The following is an 18,672-nucleotide window of genomic DNA, read 5'->3' on the forward strand; positions in this document are numbered from 1 at the left end:
TCGATCGGCGCGCGGCCTGACACACTGGGGCCATGAGTGAATACGTCATCTCCCGGCGCGAAGGCCGGATGCAGCACATCGTCCTGGACCGCCCCAAGGCCCTGAACTCGCTGGATCTGCCCATGTGTAGGGCGCTGCACACGGCACTCGACGAGGCCGCGCAGGATCCGGGTGTGGAGGCCGTGGTCACCACCAGCACGTCCGAGAAGGCGTTCTGCGCGGGCGGTGACATCCGAGCGCTGCGGGACGCGGCGGCGTCGGGGGATCACGCGGCCAACCGGGAGTTCTTCTCGGAGGAGTACGAGATGGATCTGGCGTACCACACGCACCGCGTGCCGACGGTGGCCGTCATCCACGGCGTGGCGATGGGCGGCGGCCTGGGCATCTCGATCAACGGCTCGCACCGCGTGGTCACCAAGAAGGTCATGATGGCGATGCCGGAGACCGCGATCGGCTTCATCCCCGACGTCGGCGCGAGCCACTTCCTGCCGCGCCTGTGCGGCGGCGGCGCGCGCGGCCTGGCGGTGGCGATCTACCTGGGCACGACGGGCGTGCGGATGAACTCCGCCGACGCCCTCTACACCGGTCTGGCGACGGACCTGATCGACGACGACGAGCGCAACGCCTTCGTCGACGCCGTCGGTGCGAATGGTCTACCGGAGGCGCTCCGGAGGTTCGGTCTCGAACGCTCCGCAGCGGGGGAGTCGGCTGTCGAGGCGCGGATCGAGCGGATCGAGGACGTCTTCTCCCGCGGGACCGCGCAGGAGATGATCGCGGCCCTGGAGTCCGGCGAGCAGGACGAGTGGGCCACGGAGACGCTCGGCATGCTGCGCTCGCACTGCCCCACGTCGATCGTGGCGACCATCGAGCTGCTGCGTGCCGGCGCCGAGGCCGCGGATCTGCGGGAGTGCCTGGACAACGAGCTGGCGCTGGGCGCGTGGATCACCGCCCGCCCGGACTTCGTCGAGGGTGTACGCGCCGTGGTGATCGACAAGGACCGCAACCCCACCTGGGATCCCGCGGATCTCGACGCGGTGGACGTCGACGGGATCCGGGCGGCGCTGGCCGGGAACTGACCCGGCTACTCTGGGCGGCGTCCGGCGCGCAGGACGCCGCCCACGAGGAGGACCATGACCACGACCGGTGACGGCCCCGCGACATCAGCACCTCACGAGGAGCCCAAGGGCTGGGGCATCGCGGGCGTGACCGTCGTGTCGCTCGCCGCCGCGATCGTGGTCATCTGGGGGATCTCGGAGCACTCGAGCATCCTCATGCCCGCGTTCCTCGCCCTGAACCTGGTGATCGCGGCGCAGCCCCTGCAGCGGCTCCTCGAACGGTCCGGAGTGCCGCGCTGGGGCGGGACGATCATCGTCCTGCTCGTCCTGTACGTCGTGCTCCTCGCCCTGATCGGCTCGCTCGTGTGGGCGTTGTGGGTCGCCGCGGAGTAGATCCCGCAGTATCAGGACAAGTTCGTCGCCCTCTACGAGCAGAGCCTCGAGCTGCTCGGCGGGTTCGGCGTGAGCCAGGACCAGGTCGCGTCGAGCCTGCAGGGCGTCCTGGACCCGGGGACCATCATCGGCACGGTCCAGAACGTCGCAGGCCAACTGTCCGCAGCCGGCGGTCAGCTCACCGTCCTGATCATCGCGCTGACCTTCCTCGTGTTCGACATCCCCGGCATCTTCCGCCGCCGGGCGGCGATCGCCCGCCAGCGGCCCCGGTTGGCCGACGCCCTGGGCTCGTTCACCGACGGGGTGAAGTCGTACTGGATCGTCTCCACGGTGTTCGGGCTCATCGTCGCGGTGATGGACGCGGTCGCGCTGTGGATTCTCGGAGTGCCGCTCGCCCTGGTGTGGGGCGTGCTCGCCTTCGTCACCAACTACATCCCGAACATCGGCTTCGTGTTGGGCCTGGTGCCGCCGGCGCTGTTCGCGCTGCTCACCGGCGGGCCGGGCGATGCCATCTGGGTGGTGGTGATCTACAGCGCCATCAACCTCGTGATGCAGAGCTTCATCCAGCCCAAATTCACCGGTGACGCCGTCGGGCTCACGCCCACCGTGACGTTCCTGTCGTTGGTGTTCTGGTCGGCGGTCGCCGGCCCGCTCGGTGCGATTCTCGCGGTCCCGCTCACGCTGATGGTCAAGGCGTTCCTCGTGGACGCCGACCCGCGGATGGGGTGGTTCTCGACCTTCCTCACGGCACCGGAAGCGGACGGCCGGCGGGGGAGGCGCCGCGCGGAGAGACTGGGCGCCGCGACCCGCTGACCGGGCCTCGTCTAGCGCCGCCGGCGATCTGTCGCCCGCCCGCTTCGGCGAGTGGTCGCAAATGCCGTCCCGAGCGGCTCGCTACCTGGGAAAACGTGGGCGGTTGTGACCGCTCGCTGAGGGCGGAGGGCGGAGGGCGGAGGGCTGGCGCGCAGGCGCGCACGCGGACTCGGCGCGGGTGCTGCGCCGCCGCTACCGTTCGCTCATCGGGCCTCGTCGCCGGTCTTCGCTGTCTACCTCTCGCCCGCCCGACGCCGCCCGCCCCGACGCCGCCCGCCCCGACGCCGCCCGCTTCGGCGAGTGGTCGCAATTGCCGGCCTGGGCGGCCCGCCACCTGGGGAAACGTGGACGGGTGTGACCGCTCACCGTGGGGCTGTGCGCAGGGCGCGGGTGAGCGCTCGGGTCCCGGCCCTGGTGCGCGCGTGGGGGCAGATCAACGCGGCACGCGGGCGCGGCGGAAGCCCGTGGTGCGCGTCGAGCTCGGCGGGCGTCGGCTCGCTAGTCGGCGGGTTCGTCGGCGTCGACGCGCGTGAAGGTGCCCCACCCGTTGGCGTCGAGCAGCTCCACTGTGACGGTGTCGCCCTCGAAAGTCACGCTGCCCCGGGACCCGCGCGGCCAGTTCTCGCCCACCGGGCTCACGGCGAACGTGTCCCCGTCCCAGTGCTCGAGCGGCCAGACCAGCGGCCCCAGACCCACCGCCAACGCGAGCTCGGGGCCTGAGGAGCCGGCGCCTGGAGAGCCGGCGTCCGAGGACCCGGTGTCCGAGGACTCGGTGTCCGAGGACTCGTCGGCCACCGTGGGCCGGACCTCGATCTCCCCGAAGTACTCATTGCGGTAGAAGCCGAGCAGCTCCTCGGCGGGCCGGGGCGGTGCCGGCGCGGACGGCTGGCGCGTGGAGACCAGATCTCCCACCGGGTCCAGCAGCGGGCCGAACTGCTCGGTGTACAACTCGCGCCACTCCAGTGAGGGGTCGCCGTACTGTGCGTAGTCGGCGAACCGGGCGTTGATCGTCTCCGCGACCCCCGTCGGCGCGGCGTTGGTCAGGGTGATGATGCCCAGATCGAGGGACGGCATCATGAGCATCGCCGTCCCCGCGCCGAGCGCGAACGCCCCCGAATGGCTCCACTGGACGCGGCCCGAGGAACTCGTGCCGATGTTGAAGCCATAGCCATAGCTCCCGGTGCGGTCCGCCGCGTCCCGCGGGGGCGCCGACACGGACTGCGGGGTCAGGGCCTGCCGGAGTGCCTCGGAGGGGACCACCTGGGCACCACCGGGCCCCTTGCCGTCGTCAAGGACCATGGACATCCACCGCGCCATGTCGGTCACCGACGAACTCAGGCCCCCCGCCGGGGCCTGAGCGTCCGGGTCGCGCGCGGGGTCCGCCGGGATCCACTCGCCGGACGACTCACCGGACTCGGCGGCCGGTGCGCGTACATGGCCGATCGCGCGGTTGTCGCGATCGAGCAGCTCGTCGTACGAGAACGAGGAGTCCGACATGCCGAGGGGATCGAAGAGGCGCTCGCGGCCCAGCTCGGCCCACGGGGTGCGGGCCGAGGCGGCCACGGCCTCAGCCCCGGCGGTGAGCCCGAAGTTGGTGTACGCGTACGAGGTGCGGAACGGCTCGAGCGGCAGGTGGCGCAGGCCGTGCAGGATCGCGGGGCGCTCGTAGCCGAGGTCCTCGAGGTCGTCGCCGGCGTGCTCGGGCAGCCCCGAGCGGTGGGCGAACATGTCGCCCACCGTCACGACGTCCGAGATGCGGGGGTCGGAGAGTGCGAACCACGGCAGGAACTCGCGGACCGGGGTGTCCCAGCCGACCCGGCCGCCGGCGCTCTCGGCGGCCACGACAGTCGCGCTGACCGGCTTGGAGATCGAGGCCAGGGGGAAGACCGTCCGTGCGTCGACCGATTCGCCGGTCTCGGTGCTGCGGACCCCGAAGCCCTCGGCCAGCGCGACCTCGCCGCTGTGCACCACGGCCACCGCGGCGCCCGGCACGCCGGAGGCCTCGAGCTCCTCCTCGACGATGTCGGTGACCTTCCCGATCGCGTACTCGATGCGGTCCTCCGAGACCTCGAGCCCGGAGTACGCGGCGGGGCTCTGCCCGGGCACCGGATCCGGCAGCGGGAGGCCGCACGCGGCGAGGACCACGGCCACCGCCGCTCCGATCGCCGCTGCGGCAGCGAGGCGCGGTCGGGTCTGGCGTCGCGGGGCCGGGTTCGGGGTCATTGCCCCAGGTTAGTCGTCCGGAGGGCGGGACCGCGGGAGCAACGCAGCGGGGGTCGCCTGCCCGGTCTCAGGCGCCGCCGCGAGCCCGTTCCCAGTTGGCCGTCCACGCCTCTGCGCCGCCCATGAGCTGGCGCTCCAGCTCGGCGCGGTCGGGCCCGGCGCGGTGGAGCACGTCGGCGGCCCAGTCGGCGTACAGGCCGTACTGGGCCACGCCGTCGAGGTTGAGGTCGTAGACGCGGTCGCCGAACCGCCAGCGGTCCATCACCTCGCCGCTGGGCGCGGTGAACGGGTAGACGAGCGGGTCGGACGCGGCGCTCGGGCGGGGTTCGGCCAGCGGTGCGAGGCCGTTGACGTCCGAGCCCCAGCCGTACCCGTCGACGGGCCGGATCGTGCCGGCCGTGTTGGTGCGCCACTGCTCGAGGAAGCCCACCTCGAAGTTGTCGGTTTCGTCGGCGGGCCAGGCGAACGCGGCGACGAATCCGCCCTGCTCGTGCACGCGCCGAGTGTTGCCCTGCGTCGCCCAGGCGTGGTCCACGACGAGGCCGGTGTATCCCGCCTCGGCGGCCATGTCGAGCGCGCGGTGGGCGGTCTTGACGCCCATGTGGTCGATGTTGATGACCATGCCGCGCGCCATCATCCCACGGATCGCGTGCCCGCCCAGCGCCGTCAACCCGCGCACGTTGCACAGCGGCTGTTCGGGGTAGACGGGCAGGGCCGCGCCGGCGGGGGCGCCGGAGGACGCGGCGGCGAGCCCGTCGGCGACCGGCGTGCTGGCGAGCGGCTGGGCGTGGTCGGCGTCGGGGCCGGCGCACGGCTCGGTTTCCCAGAACCGTTGGGTGCCGAGCTTGTTGCCGATGTTCACCGCGAGCCCGGCGAGCTCTTCGTCCATGCGGGCCCCGCCGAGGGCGTTGTCGAACTTGTGCACGGGGAAGACCGTGGACACGCCCCAGGAGGCGAACTCGTCGAGGCCGCGGTCGATGTCCTCGGGAGTGCACCTCGGCGCGTCGTCCACGACCCGGCACCCGAACGGTTCGGAGGCCTCCACGCCGAGCGTCACGGCGAGCTTGCCCTCGGCGGCGATCGCGCGGACGTCCTCGGGCGACCGCGCGATCCGGAACCAGCCCCGTCCTGGTCCGCCGTGCTCGGCGTCGATGTGCGCCTCCATGCGGTCGAGGTAGTCGACCTGGTGGCGCAGTTGTGCCATCTCGTCGCACGAGGTGCGGGCGGGGACGCCGAGCGCGACGAGCGCCTCGCACAGCACCCGGTTGGCGACGAGGTGGTTGTTGAGCACACGGAGACCGCCGCGCCACGCACGTTCTATACCGCTGTAGTGGGCCTGTTCGTGGAGTTGGGAGTCGTGGGACGGCCACTGCGCGAACGTCGGGGGCCCTTGGTTGCCGCCGGGCAGGTCGGTTCCGCCGAGCACGGATTCGAGCAGGGCGAAGTGACCGGTGCCGGAGTGCGTCGGGCAGTCGGCCAGGGCCTCGGCGATGCCGCCGGGCGCGAACGGCTCGCCGCATCGCAGGCCGCCGCCGAAGGCCTGGGAGGCGGCGATGTGCGCGTGGGCGTCGACCATGCCGCGGATGGGCGGTGCGCCGTCCGGCGTGGCGGCGTGGGCGCTCGGCTCAGCGGCGTGGGCCTGTCCGCCGCCGACGGTCCCCGCGCCGAGGGAGGTGGTGAGGGTGGTGACGAGGGCGACGACGAGGACGACGACGAGGACCGGCGGCGCCCCCGTCGTTCGCCGGCCGGGATGGGCGGGTCGTGCAGAGGGGCCTGGGTGCGCCGTCATGGCCCGACACTAGCCCCGCCGCCCGGCCTGACGAGGGCTTTTCGCCTGCCGGGCGGCTGCCGCCCGATCAGAGCTGGCGGGCGACCTCCGAGGCGACGAGGTCGAGGTGGTCGAGATCGGACATGTCGAGCAGCTGCAGGTAGATGCGGCGGGCGCCGATCTCCGCGTAGCGGCCGATCTTCTCGACGACTTCCGCCGGGGTGCCGGCGGCCCCGTTGGTGCGCAGTTCGTCGGCCTCTCGGCCGATGGCGTCGGCGCGGCGGGCGATCTCGGCCTCGTCGCGTCCGCAGCACAGGACGAGTGCCGCCGAGCGGATGATCTCCTCGGGGGCCCGGCCGCGTTCGGCGCAGGCCTCGTCGACGCGTCGGTACTGGGTGGCGACGGTGTCGACGTCGGCGAACGGGACGTTGAACTCGTCGGCGAACCGGGCGGCCAGCGCGGGGGTGCGCTTCTTGCCGTGGCCGCCGACGATCACGGGCGGCGGCGACTGCACGGGCTTGGGCAGGCCGGGGGAGTCGACGAGATCGATGCGCTTGCCGCGGACCGTCAGCGTCTCACCCGCGGGCGCCGACCACAGCTGCTCGAGCGCACCGAGGGTGTCCTCGAGCAGGTCGAACCGCTCGCCGAGCGGCGGGAACGGGATGCCGTACGCGGTGTGTTCGTCCTCGTACCACCCGGCGCCGAGGCCCACGTCCAGGCGGCCGCCGGACATCTCGTCGACCTGGGCCAGGGAGATCGCCAGGGGGCCGAGGTGCCGGAACGTCACCGAGGTCAGCAGCGTGCCCAGGCGGATGGAGGAGGTCTCCCGGGCCAGGCCGGCGAGCGTGAGCCAGGCGTCGGTGGGGCCGGGCAGGCCGCTGACGTCGCCCATCTTGAGGTAGTGGTCGGAGCGGAAGAACGCCTCGTAGCCGAGGTCCTCGGCGGCGCGGGCGACGGCGAGCTGGTCGGCGTACGTCGCGCCCTGCTGCGGTTCGACGAAGACGCGGAGGGACACGCGGGAATCACTGGGCATGGGTCCAGCTTGCCCGCGGCCCGCGGCTGCGCGCCAGCCCCGGGGCTAGTTGGTGTCCGCGACGAGCGGCTCGATGGTGAGGTGGTCCATCTCCTTGGAGATGTACTGCAGGCGCCACTTGTCGCCGAACAGGGCCAGGAGCTCGCCGTCGGTGCGTTGGAACACCTCGACCCCGCGTTGGCGGCCCAGCTCGTCGGCGGACTCGGCGTCGGTCCGCCGGGCGATGGAGTACGGCAGGTTGTCGACGATCACCTCGACGTTGAACTCGGCCTTCATGCGGGCCGTGACGACCTCGAACTGCATGGGGCCGACCGCGGCCATGACCGGGTTCGCGTCGCCACGCGTGTCGTTGCGCAGGATCTGCACCACGCCCTCGGCGGCCAGCTGATCGATCGCCTTGCGGAACTGCTTGTACTTACCCAGCGACTGCGCGCGCACCACGGCGAAGAACTCGGGCGCGAACTGCGGGATCGGCGGGAACTGCACCTTCTTGCCGGTGTAGAGGGTGTCGCCGGGCGCGAGCCCGGTGGCGTTGACCAGGCCCACCACGTCGCCGGGGTAGGCGGTCTCGACGGTGTTGCGGTCGCGGCCGAACACGGTCAGCGCGTACTTGGTGGTGAACGGCTTGCCGGTCTGCGCGTGCTGCGCCACCATGCCGCGTTCGAACTCGCCCGAGACCACGCGCATGAACGCCAGCCGGTCGCGGTGGGCCGCGTCCATGCCTGCCTGCACCTTGAACACCACGGCGGAGAACGGGTCGGTGGTCCGGCGCGGCTCACCGGAGACGGTGGGCCACTCCCGCGGCGGCGGCGCCAGTTCGACGAGCGCGTCGAGGATCTGGTGCACGCCGAAGTTGAGCATCGCGGAGGCGAAGATGACCGGGCTCGTCTCCCCGGCGAGGTACAGCTCCTGATCGTGGTCCTGGCCCATCGCGGACAGCAACTCGGACTCCTCGACCGCGGTCTCCCACACGTCGCCCTCTCTCGCGGCGGCGGCGTCCGGGTCGTAGTGCTCCTCGGGCGCGATGGTCGAACCGCCGGCGGTGCGGGTGAAGTGGACGTACTCCTCGGGTGTGCCGTCCTCACCGCGCCGCAGGAGACCGCGGTAGTCGCCCGCGATGCCGACCGGCATGTACAGGGGAGTGGGCACGAGCCCGATCTGCTCGGTGATCTCGTCGAGCAGCTCGAGCGGCGCGCGGCCGGGGCGGTCCCACTTGTTGATCACGGTGATGATCGGCAGGCCGTGGTGCTTACACACCTGGAACAGCTTGAGCGTCTGCGGTTCGAGGCCCTTGGCCGCGTCGATGAGCATGACCGCCGCGTCGACGGCCGTGAGGACGCGGTAGGTGTCCTCGGAGAAGTCGGCGTGGCCGGGGGTGTCGACGAGGTTGATGACGTACGGCTCGTCCGCGGGGTCGGCGCCCTCGGGGGCGTACGTGAACTGCAGTGCGGTGGAGCTGACGGAGATGCCGCGGGCCTTCTCCATCTCCATCCAGTCCGACACGGTCGAGCGGCGGCCCGATTTGCCGTGGACGGCCCCGGCCTCGGTGATCACGCGGGCGTGCAGCGCGAGCGCCTCGGTCAGCGTCGACTTACCGGCGTCCGGGTGTGCGATGACGGCGAACGTCCTGCGGCGAGCGACCTCGGACGCGACGTCCTCGGCGGTGTCCGTACCCGAGGCGTGTCCGCCCGTTCCGGTGTCCTCGGCGGTCTCGGTCACGCGCACTCCTCACAGCAGTCGACGGCCCTCGTCGTCGTCACCCAGGGTACGTCCGCCCTCGTCCGCGCACCGAATCCGCCCACGTCACCCCCCGAGCCCGGCCGGGCTCGCGAAAAGCGAGGTCAGACGTGGCGCGCGGCGCGCCGGCGGCGCGGCTCGTCCGACACGGGCGGCCGACCCGGTCGCGCCCTCGGGGACGCGGGTCGAATGAGTACTGTTGTCGCCGTTCACATCTCGGGGTGCGGCGGTGGATCGGTAACGGCGAGCGGCTAAAAGTCCGATTATTTAGGCAGGTGTCGTAGTTCGCGGGTGTCGGACCCGGCCGCTACGGTGCGCGGGACAGGGATCAGGGACGAACCGAAGGGGGAGGGCGAAATGGGGGAGGGCGAGATGGGGGAGGGCGACAGTCGCTATCCGGTGGGCGAGGAGGGCCGGGGGCAGCGGGAGGAGCGAAGGGAGGCGCTCCGCCGGCTGCGTCCGGCGGTCGAGTGACTGCGCGGGCTTTCCGAGGCCGGGCGGCCCGGTGGCGCGTGGGCGGCGCACCGGTCACTTCTGCGCTATCCGGGTGTCGAGGACGACGCCCGGGCGGTGATGGCGGCGTTCGATGGCGGCGTTCGACGGAGGCGTTCTCACCCGGCACGGGCACCTCGAGCAGCTCGCGCGGCGGGGCCTGTCTCACGGCGGGTTGACCGACCTCGCCGGGCTGGCGGAGGCGGCGGACGAGGAGCTGACACGGGCGCTCATCACGTGGGTGGCCCGTTCCGAGCGCTTTGAGGGTGGTGGGATGGCCGAAGCGCTGAGGGAGGGCACGCTCGTGGTGCTGCTCGACCGGCTGTTCGAGCTCTACGATCTGTGACCGTCGGGCCGCAGCGCCGCCAGGTAGCGGCGCGTGAGCCGGTTCTGCTCTGCGCGTGCCACGGGTGCGCCGAGCCTGGCGAACAGGGTGGCGTGGGCGGACTCGGCGGTGATGGTCAGGGACACGGCGTCCGTGGCGGGGTCGCGCCGCACGAGGAAGCGCTCCCATCCGCGTTCAGGGTGGCCGGGCAGGGCGCGGTAGGTGAAGCCGTGCGCGTCGGGCCGGTCGGTGACTTCGGTGACCTCGCACGGTGCGGCGAGTCGGAGCCACGCCGCGGGTCCGGTGCGGGGCCGGAGTGTCACCGTCCGGCCGGGGGTGGCGGGTCCGTCGGCGACGACGACGAGGCCGGCGCGGCGATGCATCTGCCAGTTGATGAGTTGGTCGCCGGCGCGATCGAAGAGAGCGGCCCCGGAGCCCAGGTGGGCGTCGCGCTCGAACCGCCGGACCCGGCTCACGCCGAGTGGACCTGGTTCTGGGCGGTGTCGAGCCCGTGCTTGAGGAGCAGTTCGACGGCGTCGGCGGCGTCCTGGATGAGGAACGGCACGTCGGGCTGCTCGAGCTTGGAGAAGCGCTTGAGGACGAAGTCGGCCACCGCCATCCGGCCCGGTGGGCGGCCCACCCCGGCGCGGACCCGGATGTAGTCGCGGGTGCCGAGCGAGCTGGACACCGAGCGCAGACCGTTGTGGCCGCCCTCGCCGCCGCCCCGCTTGAGCCGGACCTGGCCGAAGTCGATGTCGATCTCGTCGTGGATGACGATCACGTCGGTGGGCGCCACGGAGAAGTACTTGGCCACCGCCGCGACCGGGCCGCCGGAGAGGTTCATGTAGCTGCGGGGACGCGCCAGCACGACGGGGGTGTCGGCGAGTCGCGTCTGGGCGATCTCGCAGTTGGTCTTCTTGTGGGTGGAGAAGCTCGCCGGCATGGGCAGCGCCCGCGAGGCGAGCTCCTGCAGGACGTCCCAGCCGATGTTGTGGCGGGTGCCCTCGTAGTCGGGTCCGGGGTTGGCCAGGCCCACCACGAGAGTGGGGCCGGACGGCTGGTCGGCGGTAGTCACACGCCCCATGATCCCAGACGCCGGGCGAGGGCTCATATCCGCAGCTCGGTGCGCGCGGTGTCGAGCACGGCGGCGGTGAGGGCGTCCAGATCGGGGGACTGGAGTTTCCAGTGCTGCCAGAACAGGGGCACGTCGAGTGGGCGATCCGGGGAGACCTCGACGATCTCCCCGGAGACCAGCCACGGCGTGGCCAGTTGCTCGGGGATGAGGCCCCAGCCCAGCCCGGCGACGATCGCGCGGACGTGGTCGTGCGAGCTGGGGATGAAGTGCCGGGGCCCGGTCGGCTCGCGTCTGGCCAGCCGGCGGTAGTGGTGGTTCTGGTGGCCGTCGCTGCGGTCGAAGTCCACTATGGGGGCCCGCCCGAGCGCGGCGGTCGTCGTACCCTTCCGCAGGTGCCGGGCAACGAACCCCGGGCTGGCGCAGGCGAGGTACCGCATCGACCCCAGTGGGAGTGCGCGGCAGCCCTGGACCGGGCGCGACTGGCTGGTCACCGCGGCCATCACCTCGCCGCGGCGCAGGAGCTCACTGGACAGGGACTCGTCCTCGCGGCGGATGTCAAAGACGACCCGGCCGCCGTCGTGGATCCCGGTCATGGCGTCGAGGAACCAGGTGGACAGGGAGTCCGAGTTGCACGCGACGGCCAGGACGACCGGGTCCTGCCCGGAACCGAGATCGTCGAGTTCACCGGCCAGCGACTCCTCGAGGTGCAGCATCTGCCGGGCCGTGCGCAGGACGGTTTCGCCGGACCCGGTGGCGGTGATGGGTCGGTCGCGGCGCACGAGGATGCGGCCGGCGGACTCCTCGAGAGCGCGGATCCGCTGGGACACCGCGGACTGGGTGATGTGCAGGTGCGCGGCGGCGGCCTCGAACGATCCGAGATCCACCACGGCGACGAGCGTGCGGAGCTGGTCCAGCTGCAGAGCTTTCATAAGTACAGCTGATGCTAGACCAGAAACTGCAGTCGCACTACTGGTGGACGCTTGCCTAGATTGAGGGTGTGACCACCACTACCACTCTCTTCATGGGCGCAGGCATCGGCCTCGGACTCATCGCCGCCGTCGGTGCGCAGAACGCGTATGTACTGCAGCGCTCGATCCGCGGGGACGTGTCGATGGTGCCGATCGTCGTGTTCTGCGTACTCTCCGAGGCGGCGCTCATCCTGCTCGGAGTGGCCGGGGTGGGTGCTCTCATCGAGACGGCGCCGGGTGCGCTGACGGTGATGACTTGGATCGGGGTGGCGTTCCTCGTGGCCTACGGAACGTTCGCGGCGGCCCGCGCGATCCGCCCGGGGGAAGGGCTGCGGGCCGACGGCTCCGGCCGCGTGCCGTCGACGATGGGGGCGTTGGCGGCGTGCGCGGCGTTCACCTGGCTCAACCCGCACGCCTATCTCGACTGCGTGGTGTTCCTCGGCACGCTCGCCAACCAGCAGGGCGGGGACCTGCGGTGGGTGTTCGCTGCCGGGGCGTTCCTCGCCGGCACGGTGTGGTTCTCGCTCATCGGCTTCGGCGGCAAGGCGCTCCGCGGCCTGTTTGCCAAGCCGGGGGCGTGGCGTGTGCTCGACGGGGCGATCGCCGTGATGATGTTCGTGCTCGCGGCGGGGCTCATCCGCGGCTGATCCGCTCGCTCGCGCGCCGGGCCCGTCGCAGCCGCGCGCCGTGTGAATCCGCAGGGCCCGTCGCAGCCGCGCGCCGGCATGGCATCTCGCGCGCGCCGGCGGGCCGGCCAGACGCCATCCCGGGGAGCGGCGACGGATTCGAGCGTCCGGGCACTGGGGCGAGACGCCAGGCACGGGGGCGAGGAGCCATTCGCTGGAGCGATACGCCAGACGGGGAAGCGTGTTGGGGTGGGGAAATGGAACGGGCCCGGGACGACACTCTGGTCGCCTCCGGGCCCGTGGCCTCCTCGCCGCTGTAGGACGGCGGTAAGGGGATCAGTCCTCCTCGGCGGCCTTCGCGGCGTCCTCGGCGGCCTCGCCCTGCGGCGCGGACTCCTCGTCGGACTCGAGGTCGGACTCGGACGGCGCCTCGATGACGTTGACCAGCAGGGTCTCCGGATCGGAGACCAGGGTCGCGCCGGAGGGCAGCGTGATGTCCGCGGCGGTGAACTGGGTGCCGGCCTCGACACCGGAGAGCGAGAGTTCGAACTCCTCGGGGATGTCGGTCGCCTCGACCTCGATCTCGATGTAGTCGGCGTCGGTCGTGACCAGGGTGCCGGGGGCGGCCTCACCGGTGAGGATCACGGCGACCTCGACGACGACCTTCTCGCCCTTCTTCACCACGAGCAGGTCGGTGTGCTCGATGACGCGGGTCAGCGGGTGCACATCGATCTGCTTGGGCAGCGCGAGCTGCTCCTCACCCTCGATGTCGAGGGTGAGCAGGGAGTTGGTGCCGTGCGCACGAAGCACGGCGGCGAACTCGAGCGCGTTGAGCAGGAGGTGGCGGGGCTCGGTGTGGTGGCCGTACAGCACCGCCGGCACCTGGCCCTCACGACGGGCGCGGCGGGCGGAGCCCTTGCCGAACTCGGTGCGGGTGACGGTCTTGAGGTTGTTGATTTCCTTGGCCATGACTGCCTTTTCGTCGGAGTGGGAGAGCGTGACGCTCTACGAGTGGTACCTCCTCGGCGATCGAGACGATCGTCGAGGCCGGTCCACTGGGAACCACACCGACAATGATCGCGTCGATAACGGAGTGACCCGGGTTGATGCGGGTCCTCCCTCGCCGAGATGACCCGACCAGCCTAGCGCTGCGGGGTGCGGCGCCCAAAATCGCCCGACCCGCCGCCCCGGGTGTGGGGCGGCGGGTCGGGCGCTGTCCCGGCTAGGTGGGCCAGCAGGTGCAGTGGGTCAGCCGGGGCGGTGGGTCAGAGGATCTCCTCGACCTCCGCCGTGGGACGCGCGAGGCGGGTGCCCTTGTCGGTGACGACGAAGGGCCGCTCGATCAGTCGCGGGTGGGCGACCATCGCGGCGAGGAGCTCGTCATCCGAGGCATCGATGAGGCCGAGCTCGGTGAACTCCGCCTCCTTGACGCGGACGGCCTGCCGCACCGTGAGCGCGGCGTCGGCGATCAGTGTGCGCAGTTCCTCGACGGTGGGCGGGGTGTCGAGGTACTTGATGATCGTCGGCTCCACACCCCGCTCGCGCAGCAGCTCGAGGGCCTGCCGCGACTTGGAGCAGCGGGGGTTGTGGTAGATCGTCGCGCCCATGGTCGGCCTACGCGGAACCGTTGAACAGGCTGGTCACCGAGCCGTTCTCGAACACCTCGTGGATGGTCCGGGCCAGCAGCGGCGCGATGGACAGCACGGTGAGGTTCTCGAACCGCTTCTCCGGCGGGATGGGCAGCGTGTCGGTGGTGATGACCTCCTTGGCCCCGCAGGTGGCGAGACGCTCGGCGGCCGGGTCGGAGAAGATGCCGTGGGTGGTGGCGATGATGACATCACCGGCACCGGCGTCCTTGAGCACCTTGACGGCGCCGGCGATGGTGCCACCGGTGTCGATCATGTCGTCCATGAGGACGCAGGTCTTGCCCTCGACGTCACCGACCACGCGGTTGGACTTGACCTGGTTGGGCACGTTGGGATCGCGGGTCTTGTGGACGAACGCGAGCGGGGCGCCGTCGAGGGCGTCGGCCCACTTCTCGCCCACCTTGACGCGGCCGGCGTCGGGGGAGACCACGACGATGTTGTCCGTCCCGTAGTGCTGACGGACGTAGTCCGACAGCTGGCCCTGGGCGTGCATGTGGTCGACCGGGCCGTCGAAGAAGCCCTGGATCTGGTCGGTGTGCAGGTCGACCGTGATGATCCGGTCAGCGCCCGCGGTCTTGAGCAGATCGGCGATGAGGCGGGCCGAGATGGGCTCGCGGCCGCGGTGCTTCTTGTCCTGGCGGGCGTACGGGTAGAACGGCAGAACCGCGGTGATGCGCTTGGCGCTGCCGCGCTTGAGCGCGTCGATCATGATGAGCTGCTCCATGATCCACTTGTTCAGCGGAGCCGGGGCGCTCTGCATCACGAAGGCGTCGCAGCCTCGGACGGACTCCTCGAAACGGACGAAGATCTCGCCGTTCGCGAAGTCACGGGCGGTCTGGGGGGTGACCTCGACGCCGAGTTCCGCGGCCACCTGATCGGAGAGTTCGGGGTGTGCGCGCCCCGCGAAAAACATCAGGTTCTTCTGGTTGGCGATCCAGTCGCTCACTGTGTGAGTCCGTCCTTCTGGGAGTCGTTCCGGGCACGACGGGCAGCCTCTGCCGAACCGGAATCCGGCCGGTTCTTGATCACCCAGTCGTCGATGTTCCTCTGCCGTCCTCCGGACACCGCGAGGGCACCCGGCGGGACGTCGTCCTTGATCACGGTACCCGCGCCCGAATAGGCCCCGTCTCCGACGGTCACCGGTGCGACGAACATGGTGTCGGAACCGGTGCGGCAGTGATCGCCGATCACTGTACGGTTCTTGTTCACCCCGTCGTAATTGACGAACACACTCGACGCCCCGATGTTGGTGTGCTCACCGATGGTCGCGTCACCGACGTAGGTCAGGTGCGGCACCTTGGTGTTGGCGCCGATCGTAGACTTCTTGACCTCGACGAACGTGCCGATCCTGGTGTTGGCGCCGAGGTCCGCCCCGGGCCGCAGATACGCGAACGGGCCCACCTCGGCACCATCCCCGACTGTGGCGCTCACCGCATGTGAACGCACGACCGAGGCCCCCTCGCCGACGGTCGTGTCCTGCAGGGTGGTGTCTGGGCCGATGGTCGCGCCGTCGTGGACGACGGTCGCGCCCGCGAGGTGGGCACCGGGAAGGATCGTCACATCGCGGCCGATCTCCACGCCCACGTCGAGCCACGTACTGGACGGGTCGACGATGGTCGCCCCGGCGCGCATGGCCGACTCGCACAGCCGGCGGTTCATCTCGCTGGCCAGGGCGGCCAGCTGCACACGGTCGTTGACGCCCGCCACGAGGTCCGCGTCCTCGACGCGGTGCCCGCGGATGAGTCCGTTGGCCTGCCGGGCCAACTGGATGACGTCGGTGAGGTACAGCTCGCCCTGCGAGTTGTCGGTGCTCAGCTGCCCGAGCTTGTCCCGCAGGACCTGCGCGTCGAACGCGTAGATGCCGGAGTTGACCTCGTCGATCGCCCTCTCGTCGTCCGAGGCGTCCTTGTGCTCGACGATCCTGAGCACCTCGCCGTCGTCGTTCCTCACGATGCGGCCGTACCCCGTGGGGTCGGGCGCCGTCGACGTCAGGACGGTGACCGCCGCCCGCGGCCGCATGTCGTGGCGGCTCACCACCTCGCGCAACGTCTCGGCGTCGAGCAGCGGGATGTCGGAGGTGGTCACAAGGACCGTGCCGGAGAAGTCGGCGGGCAACCCCGACATCCCGGCCGCGACCGCGTCACCGGTGCCCTTCTGCTCATCCTGGACGGCGGTGGAGACCGGCACACCGAGCTCGGACGACAACTCGTCCACCGCGGCGGAGACCTGCTCGCGTTGATGGCCCACCACCACGACGATCGCGTCCGGCTCGATCCCCGCCGCGGCGTGCAGGGCGTGACCGAGCATGGTCCGCCCGCACACGCGGTGCAGCATCTTGGGGGTGGCGCTCTTCATCCTGGTGCCGGAGCCGGCGGCCAGGACGATGACCGCGGTCTGGGTGCGATCGGTCTGCGGTGTCGTCATCAAATCTCCTCGGGCGTGGCAGCGCCCTGTGGGGGATGGGCGGCTGCGCAACATATGTGCAACCGCCGACAGTGTTGGTCGTTCGCGTCTGAGGATAGAGGGTCACTCCGACGATCCGGACCGTCTCGCAGCCGAGTAGCCTGCCCCGGGTGTCAGTTCTGAGGCGCCAGCTCGCCGATACCCGGCCGTTGAGGCAGCCGGACTTCCGCAGACTGTGGCTCGCCAACATCGTCACGGTCATCGGCGCGCAGCTGTCCATCGTCGCGGTGCCGCAGCAGGTCTTCGAGATCACCCGCAACTCCGCCTACGTCGGCCTCACCGGCGTGTTCGCGCTCGTGCCGCTCATCGTGTTCGGCCTGTGGGGCGGGGCGCTGGCCGACGCCTTCGACCGGCGCAAGCTGCTCATGATCACCACTACCGGCCTCATCGCGACCGCTGCGCTGTTCTGGCTGCAGGCCGCTGCCGGGAACCAGAACGTGTGGCTGGTGATGGGGCTGCTCGCCGTGCAGCAGGCGTTCTTCGCGGTCAACCAGCCCACCCGGTCGGCGATCATCCCGAAGCTCGTCCCGTCCGACCAGCTCGCCTCCGCCTCCGCGCTCAACATGACCGTCATGCAGTTCGGCGCGATCGTCGGGCCGCTCTCGGCGGGCATCCTCATCCCGGTGCTCGGGCTGGAGTCGCTGTACCTGCTGGACTCGGTGGCGCTCCTGGTGACGCTGTACGCCGTCTACCGGCTCCCACCCCAGCCGGTGTCGGGGGAGCGGCCCTCGGTCGGGTTGCGGTCGGTGATCGACGGGTTCGCCTACCTGGCCACCCGCCGCATCCTGCTGGCCTCGTTCCTCGTGGACATCATCGCCATGGTCTTCGGCATGCCTCGGGCGCTCTTCCCACAGATCGCCACCGAGTCCTTCGGTGACCCCCCGACCGGCGGGACCGCGCTCGGGCTCCTGTTCGCCGCGATGAGCGTCGGCGCCGTGTTGGGCGGCGTCTTCTCCGGCTGGATCCCGCGTGTGCGACGGCAGGGCCTGGCGGTATTGGTGTGCGTGGCGCTGTGGGGTCTGGCGATGGTCGCGTTCGGCGTGTTCGTCGCTGCGGCCTCACCCGAGGGCTCGGCCTGGTGGCTGTGGCTGGCGCTCGCGGCCCTCGCGTTCGGCGGTGCCGTGGACATGGTCTCGGCCGCGTTCCGTCAGGCCATCCTGCTCGAGTCGGCGACAGACGAGATGCGTGGGCGCCTGCAGGGCGTGTTCATCGTCGTGGTGGCCGGCGGCCCCCGCATCGGCGACGTCGCCCACGGCGTGGCGGCGGCGTCGGTGGGCACCGCGGTCGCGGCGGCCGGCGGCGGCGTGCTCGTCGTGGTCGGCGTGGTGATCTGCGCGGTCGCGTTCCCGGCGTTCCTGCGCTACACCGTCCGCAGCGCGGTCGAGCGGGGTGCGAAGGGCTAGACCGCCGGGTACTGCGTGCCCGTGAGGAAGCGTGCGAGATGTACCGCGTTGGACGAGAGCGTGGTGATCGTCGAGGCCACGGCCGACGGCGTCTCGTCGAGGTCCTTGTAGTCCTTGGGGTTCATCGCCTCGTGGTTCCAGTAGGTGCCGCCCTGGGCAGGAATCGTGAAGCCGATGTCGTTGAGCCCCTGGAACGTGTCGGCGATGATCTTGTGCGCGCCGTCCTCGTTGCCCACGACCGAGACCACGGCGACCTTGCCGAACATCGCCGGCCGGCCCTCGTCGTCGGTGGCGGACAATTGCGCGTCCAGACGCTCCAACACGCGCTGCGCGATGCTCGACATGTGGCCGATCCAGGTCGGCGTGGAGAAGACGAGGATGTCGACACCCCGGATCTTCTCGAGGATGGCGGGCCACTGGTCGCCGTCGCCCATGTCGTCGTCGACACCCGGGCGCACGTCGTGGTCGGCGACGCGGACGGTCTCACCGGTCACGCCGTGACCGGCCAACTCGTCGAGGATCTGCCGGGCGATGAGGTCACTGCTCGACTCGGCGGGAGAGGCCTTGAGCGAGCACACCAGTCCGAGGGCTTTCAGGTCCGTGTCCATGCCGCGCACGGTAGACCCGCCCCGCGCGCCGGACAACCGCTGTC

18 protein-coding genes are annotated in these 18,672 nt (G+C 71.0%); 6 read left to right on the top strand and 12 right to left on the bottom strand.

Translation table 11 applies throughout. The annotated features are described in order from the left end of the window. Positions 1-32: 32 nt before the first annotated feature. The 3 genes from DPA01S_RS02670 to DPA01S_RS02675 are packed head-to-tail and all read left to right on the top strand — an operon-like array spanning position 33 to position 2,261. Entirely contained in the window at positions 33-1,076 is a 1,044-nt protein-coding gene (locus tag DPA01S_RS02670; RefSeq protein ID WP_061913841.1) for an enoyl-CoA hydratase/isomerase family protein, read from the top strand. 54 nt (positions 1,077-1,130) lie between these two features. After that, positions 1,131-1,448, top strand: a complete 318-nt coding sequence (locus tag DPA01S_RS17180; RefSeq protein WP_232302971.1) for a hypothetical protein — start codon at positions 1,131-1,133, stop codon at positions 1,446-1,448. Continuing rightward, the gene (locus DPA01S_RS02675; RefSeq protein ID WP_501161677.1) at positions 1,449-2,261 is read left to right on the top strand and encodes an AI-2E family transporter; all 813 of its coding nucleotides are present in this window, start codon (positions 1,449-1,451) and stop codon (positions 2,259-2,261) included. It begins immediately after the preceding gene. A gap of 498 nt (positions 2,262-2,759) precedes the next feature. Here the strand turns inward: DPA01S_RS02675 and DPA01S_RS02680 are convergent, their stop codons facing one another. From DPA01S_RS02680 to DPA01S_RS02695, 4 genes are all read right to left on the bottom strand, one after another. After that, a complete protein-coding gene (locus tag DPA01S_RS02680) occupies positions 2,760-4,484 on the bottom strand; it encodes a serine hydrolase domain-containing protein (protein WP_061913843.1) in 1,725 nt (574 codons plus the stop codon). 67 nt (positions 4,485-4,551) lie between these two features. Next, the gene (locus DPA01S_RS02685; RefSeq protein WP_232302973.1) at positions 4,552-6,273 is read right to left on the bottom strand and encodes an amidohydrolase family protein; all 1,722 of its coding nucleotides are present in this window, start codon (positions 6,271-6,273) and stop codon (positions 4,552-4,554) included. 67 nt (positions 6,274-6,340) lie between these two features. Next, positions 6,341-7,285: an LLM class F420-dependent oxidoreductase gene (locus tag DPA01S_RS02690; protein ID WP_082767842.1), complete on the bottom strand. Its 945-nt coding sequence runs from the start codon at positions 7,283-7,285 to the stop codon at positions 6,341-6,343. Positions 7,286-7,330: 45 nt separating this feature from the next. Further along, a complete protein-coding gene (locus DPA01S_RS02695) occupies positions 7,331-9,004 on the bottom strand; it encodes a peptide chain release factor 3 (RefSeq protein ID WP_061229846.1) in 1,674 nt (557 codons plus the stop codon). 604 nt (positions 9,005-9,608) lie between these two features. Here DPA01S_RS02695 and DPA01S_RS16680 point away from each other — a divergent pair. Next, positions 9,609-9,860, top strand: a complete 252-nt coding sequence (locus tag DPA01S_RS16680) for a DUF6508 domain-containing protein (RefSeq protein ID WP_061913848.1) — start codon at positions 9,609-9,611, stop codon at positions 9,858-9,860. Here the strand turns inward: DPA01S_RS16680 and DPA01S_RS02710 are convergent. The 3 genes from DPA01S_RS02710 to DPA01S_RS02720 are packed head-to-tail and all read right to left on the bottom strand — an operon-like array spanning position 9,848 to position 11,843. Continuing rightward, a complete protein-coding gene (locus DPA01S_RS02710) occupies positions 9,848-10,315 on the bottom strand; it encodes a DUF1990 domain-containing protein (RefSeq protein WP_061229844.1) in 468 nt (155 codons plus the stop codon). The genes DPA01S_RS16680 and DPA01S_RS02710 overlap by 13 nt on opposite strands. After that, a complete protein-coding gene (gene pth / locus DPA01S_RS02715; RefSeq protein WP_061913850.1) occupies positions 10,312-10,923 on the bottom strand; it encodes an aminoacyl-tRNA hydrolase in 612 nt (203 codons plus the stop codon). Before pth ends, DPA01S_RS02710 begins: the two co-directional genes overlap by 4 nt. A 23-nt stretch (positions 10,924-10,946) precedes the next feature. Further along, the gene (locus tag DPA01S_RS02720) at positions 10,947-11,843 is read right to left on the bottom strand and encodes a LysR family transcriptional regulator ArgP (protein ID WP_061913852.1); all 897 of its coding nucleotides are present in this window, start codon (positions 11,841-11,843) and stop codon (positions 10,947-10,949) included. 68 nt (positions 11,844-11,911) lie between these two features. On the opposite strand from DPA01S_RS02720, the gene DPA01S_RS02725 reads away from it, so the two are divergent. Further along, complete coding sequence (locus DPA01S_RS02725) at positions 11,912-12,529, top strand: LysE/ArgO family amino acid transporter (protein WP_061913854.1); 618 nt, start codon at positions 11,912-11,914, stop codon at positions 12,527-12,529. Between the two features lie 315 nt (positions 12,530-12,844). Here the strand turns inward: DPA01S_RS02725 and DPA01S_RS02730 are convergent, their stop codons facing one another. The 4 genes from DPA01S_RS02730 to glmU form a co-directional block, all read right to left on the bottom strand. After that, a complete protein-coding gene (locus DPA01S_RS02730; protein ID WP_061230075.1) occupies positions 12,845-13,477 on the bottom strand; it encodes a 50S ribosomal protein L25/general stress protein Ctc in 633 nt (210 codons plus the stop codon). Positions 13,478-13,773: 296 nt separating this feature from the next. Then, positions 13,774-14,115: an arsenate reductase (glutaredoxin) gene (arsC, locus tag DPA01S_RS02735; RefSeq protein WP_061230076.1), complete on the bottom strand. Its 342-nt coding sequence runs from the start codon at positions 14,113-14,115 to the stop codon at positions 13,774-13,776. 7 nt (positions 14,116-14,122) lie between these two features. Then, on the bottom strand, positions 14,123-15,100 hold the full coding sequence (locus DPA01S_RS02740; protein ID WP_061230077.1) for a ribose-phosphate diphosphokinase: 978 nt from the start codon (positions 15,098-15,100) through the stop codon (positions 14,123-14,125). Continuing rightward, the gene (gene glmU / locus DPA01S_RS02745) at positions 15,097-16,578 is read right to left on the bottom strand and encodes a bifunctional UDP-N-acetylglucosamine diphosphorylase/glucosamine-1-phosphate N-acetyltransferase GlmU (RefSeq protein WP_061913856.1); all 1,482 of its coding nucleotides are present in this window, start codon (positions 16,576-16,578) and stop codon (positions 15,097-15,099) included. The genes DPA01S_RS02740 and glmU overlap by 4 nt, the downstream gene beginning before the upstream one ends. Positions 16,579-16,736: 158 nt before the next feature. On the opposite strand from glmU, the gene DPA01S_RS02750 reads away from it, so the two are divergent. Beyond that, complete coding sequence (locus DPA01S_RS02750) at positions 16,737-18,020, top strand: MFS transporter (RefSeq protein ID WP_061913929.1); 1,284 nt, start codon at positions 16,737-16,739, stop codon at positions 18,018-18,020. On the opposite strand, the gene DPA01S_RS02755 is transcribed toward DPA01S_RS02750, so the two are convergent. Then, positions 18,017-18,628 (bottom strand): flavodoxin family protein, encoded by a 612-nt coding sequence (locus tag DPA01S_RS02755; RefSeq protein ID WP_061913858.1) that lies wholly within the window; start codon positions 18,626-18,628, stop codon positions 18,017-18,019. The genes DPA01S_RS02750 and DPA01S_RS02755 overlap by 4 nt on opposite strands. Positions 18,629-18,672 lie beyond the last annotated feature (44 nt).

This window comes from Dietzia papillomatosis NBRC 105045, assembly GCF_001570845.1.
Taxonomy (GTDB): domain Bacteria; phylum Actinomycetota; class Actinomycetes; order Mycobacteriales; family Mycobacteriaceae; genus Dietzia; species Dietzia cinnamea.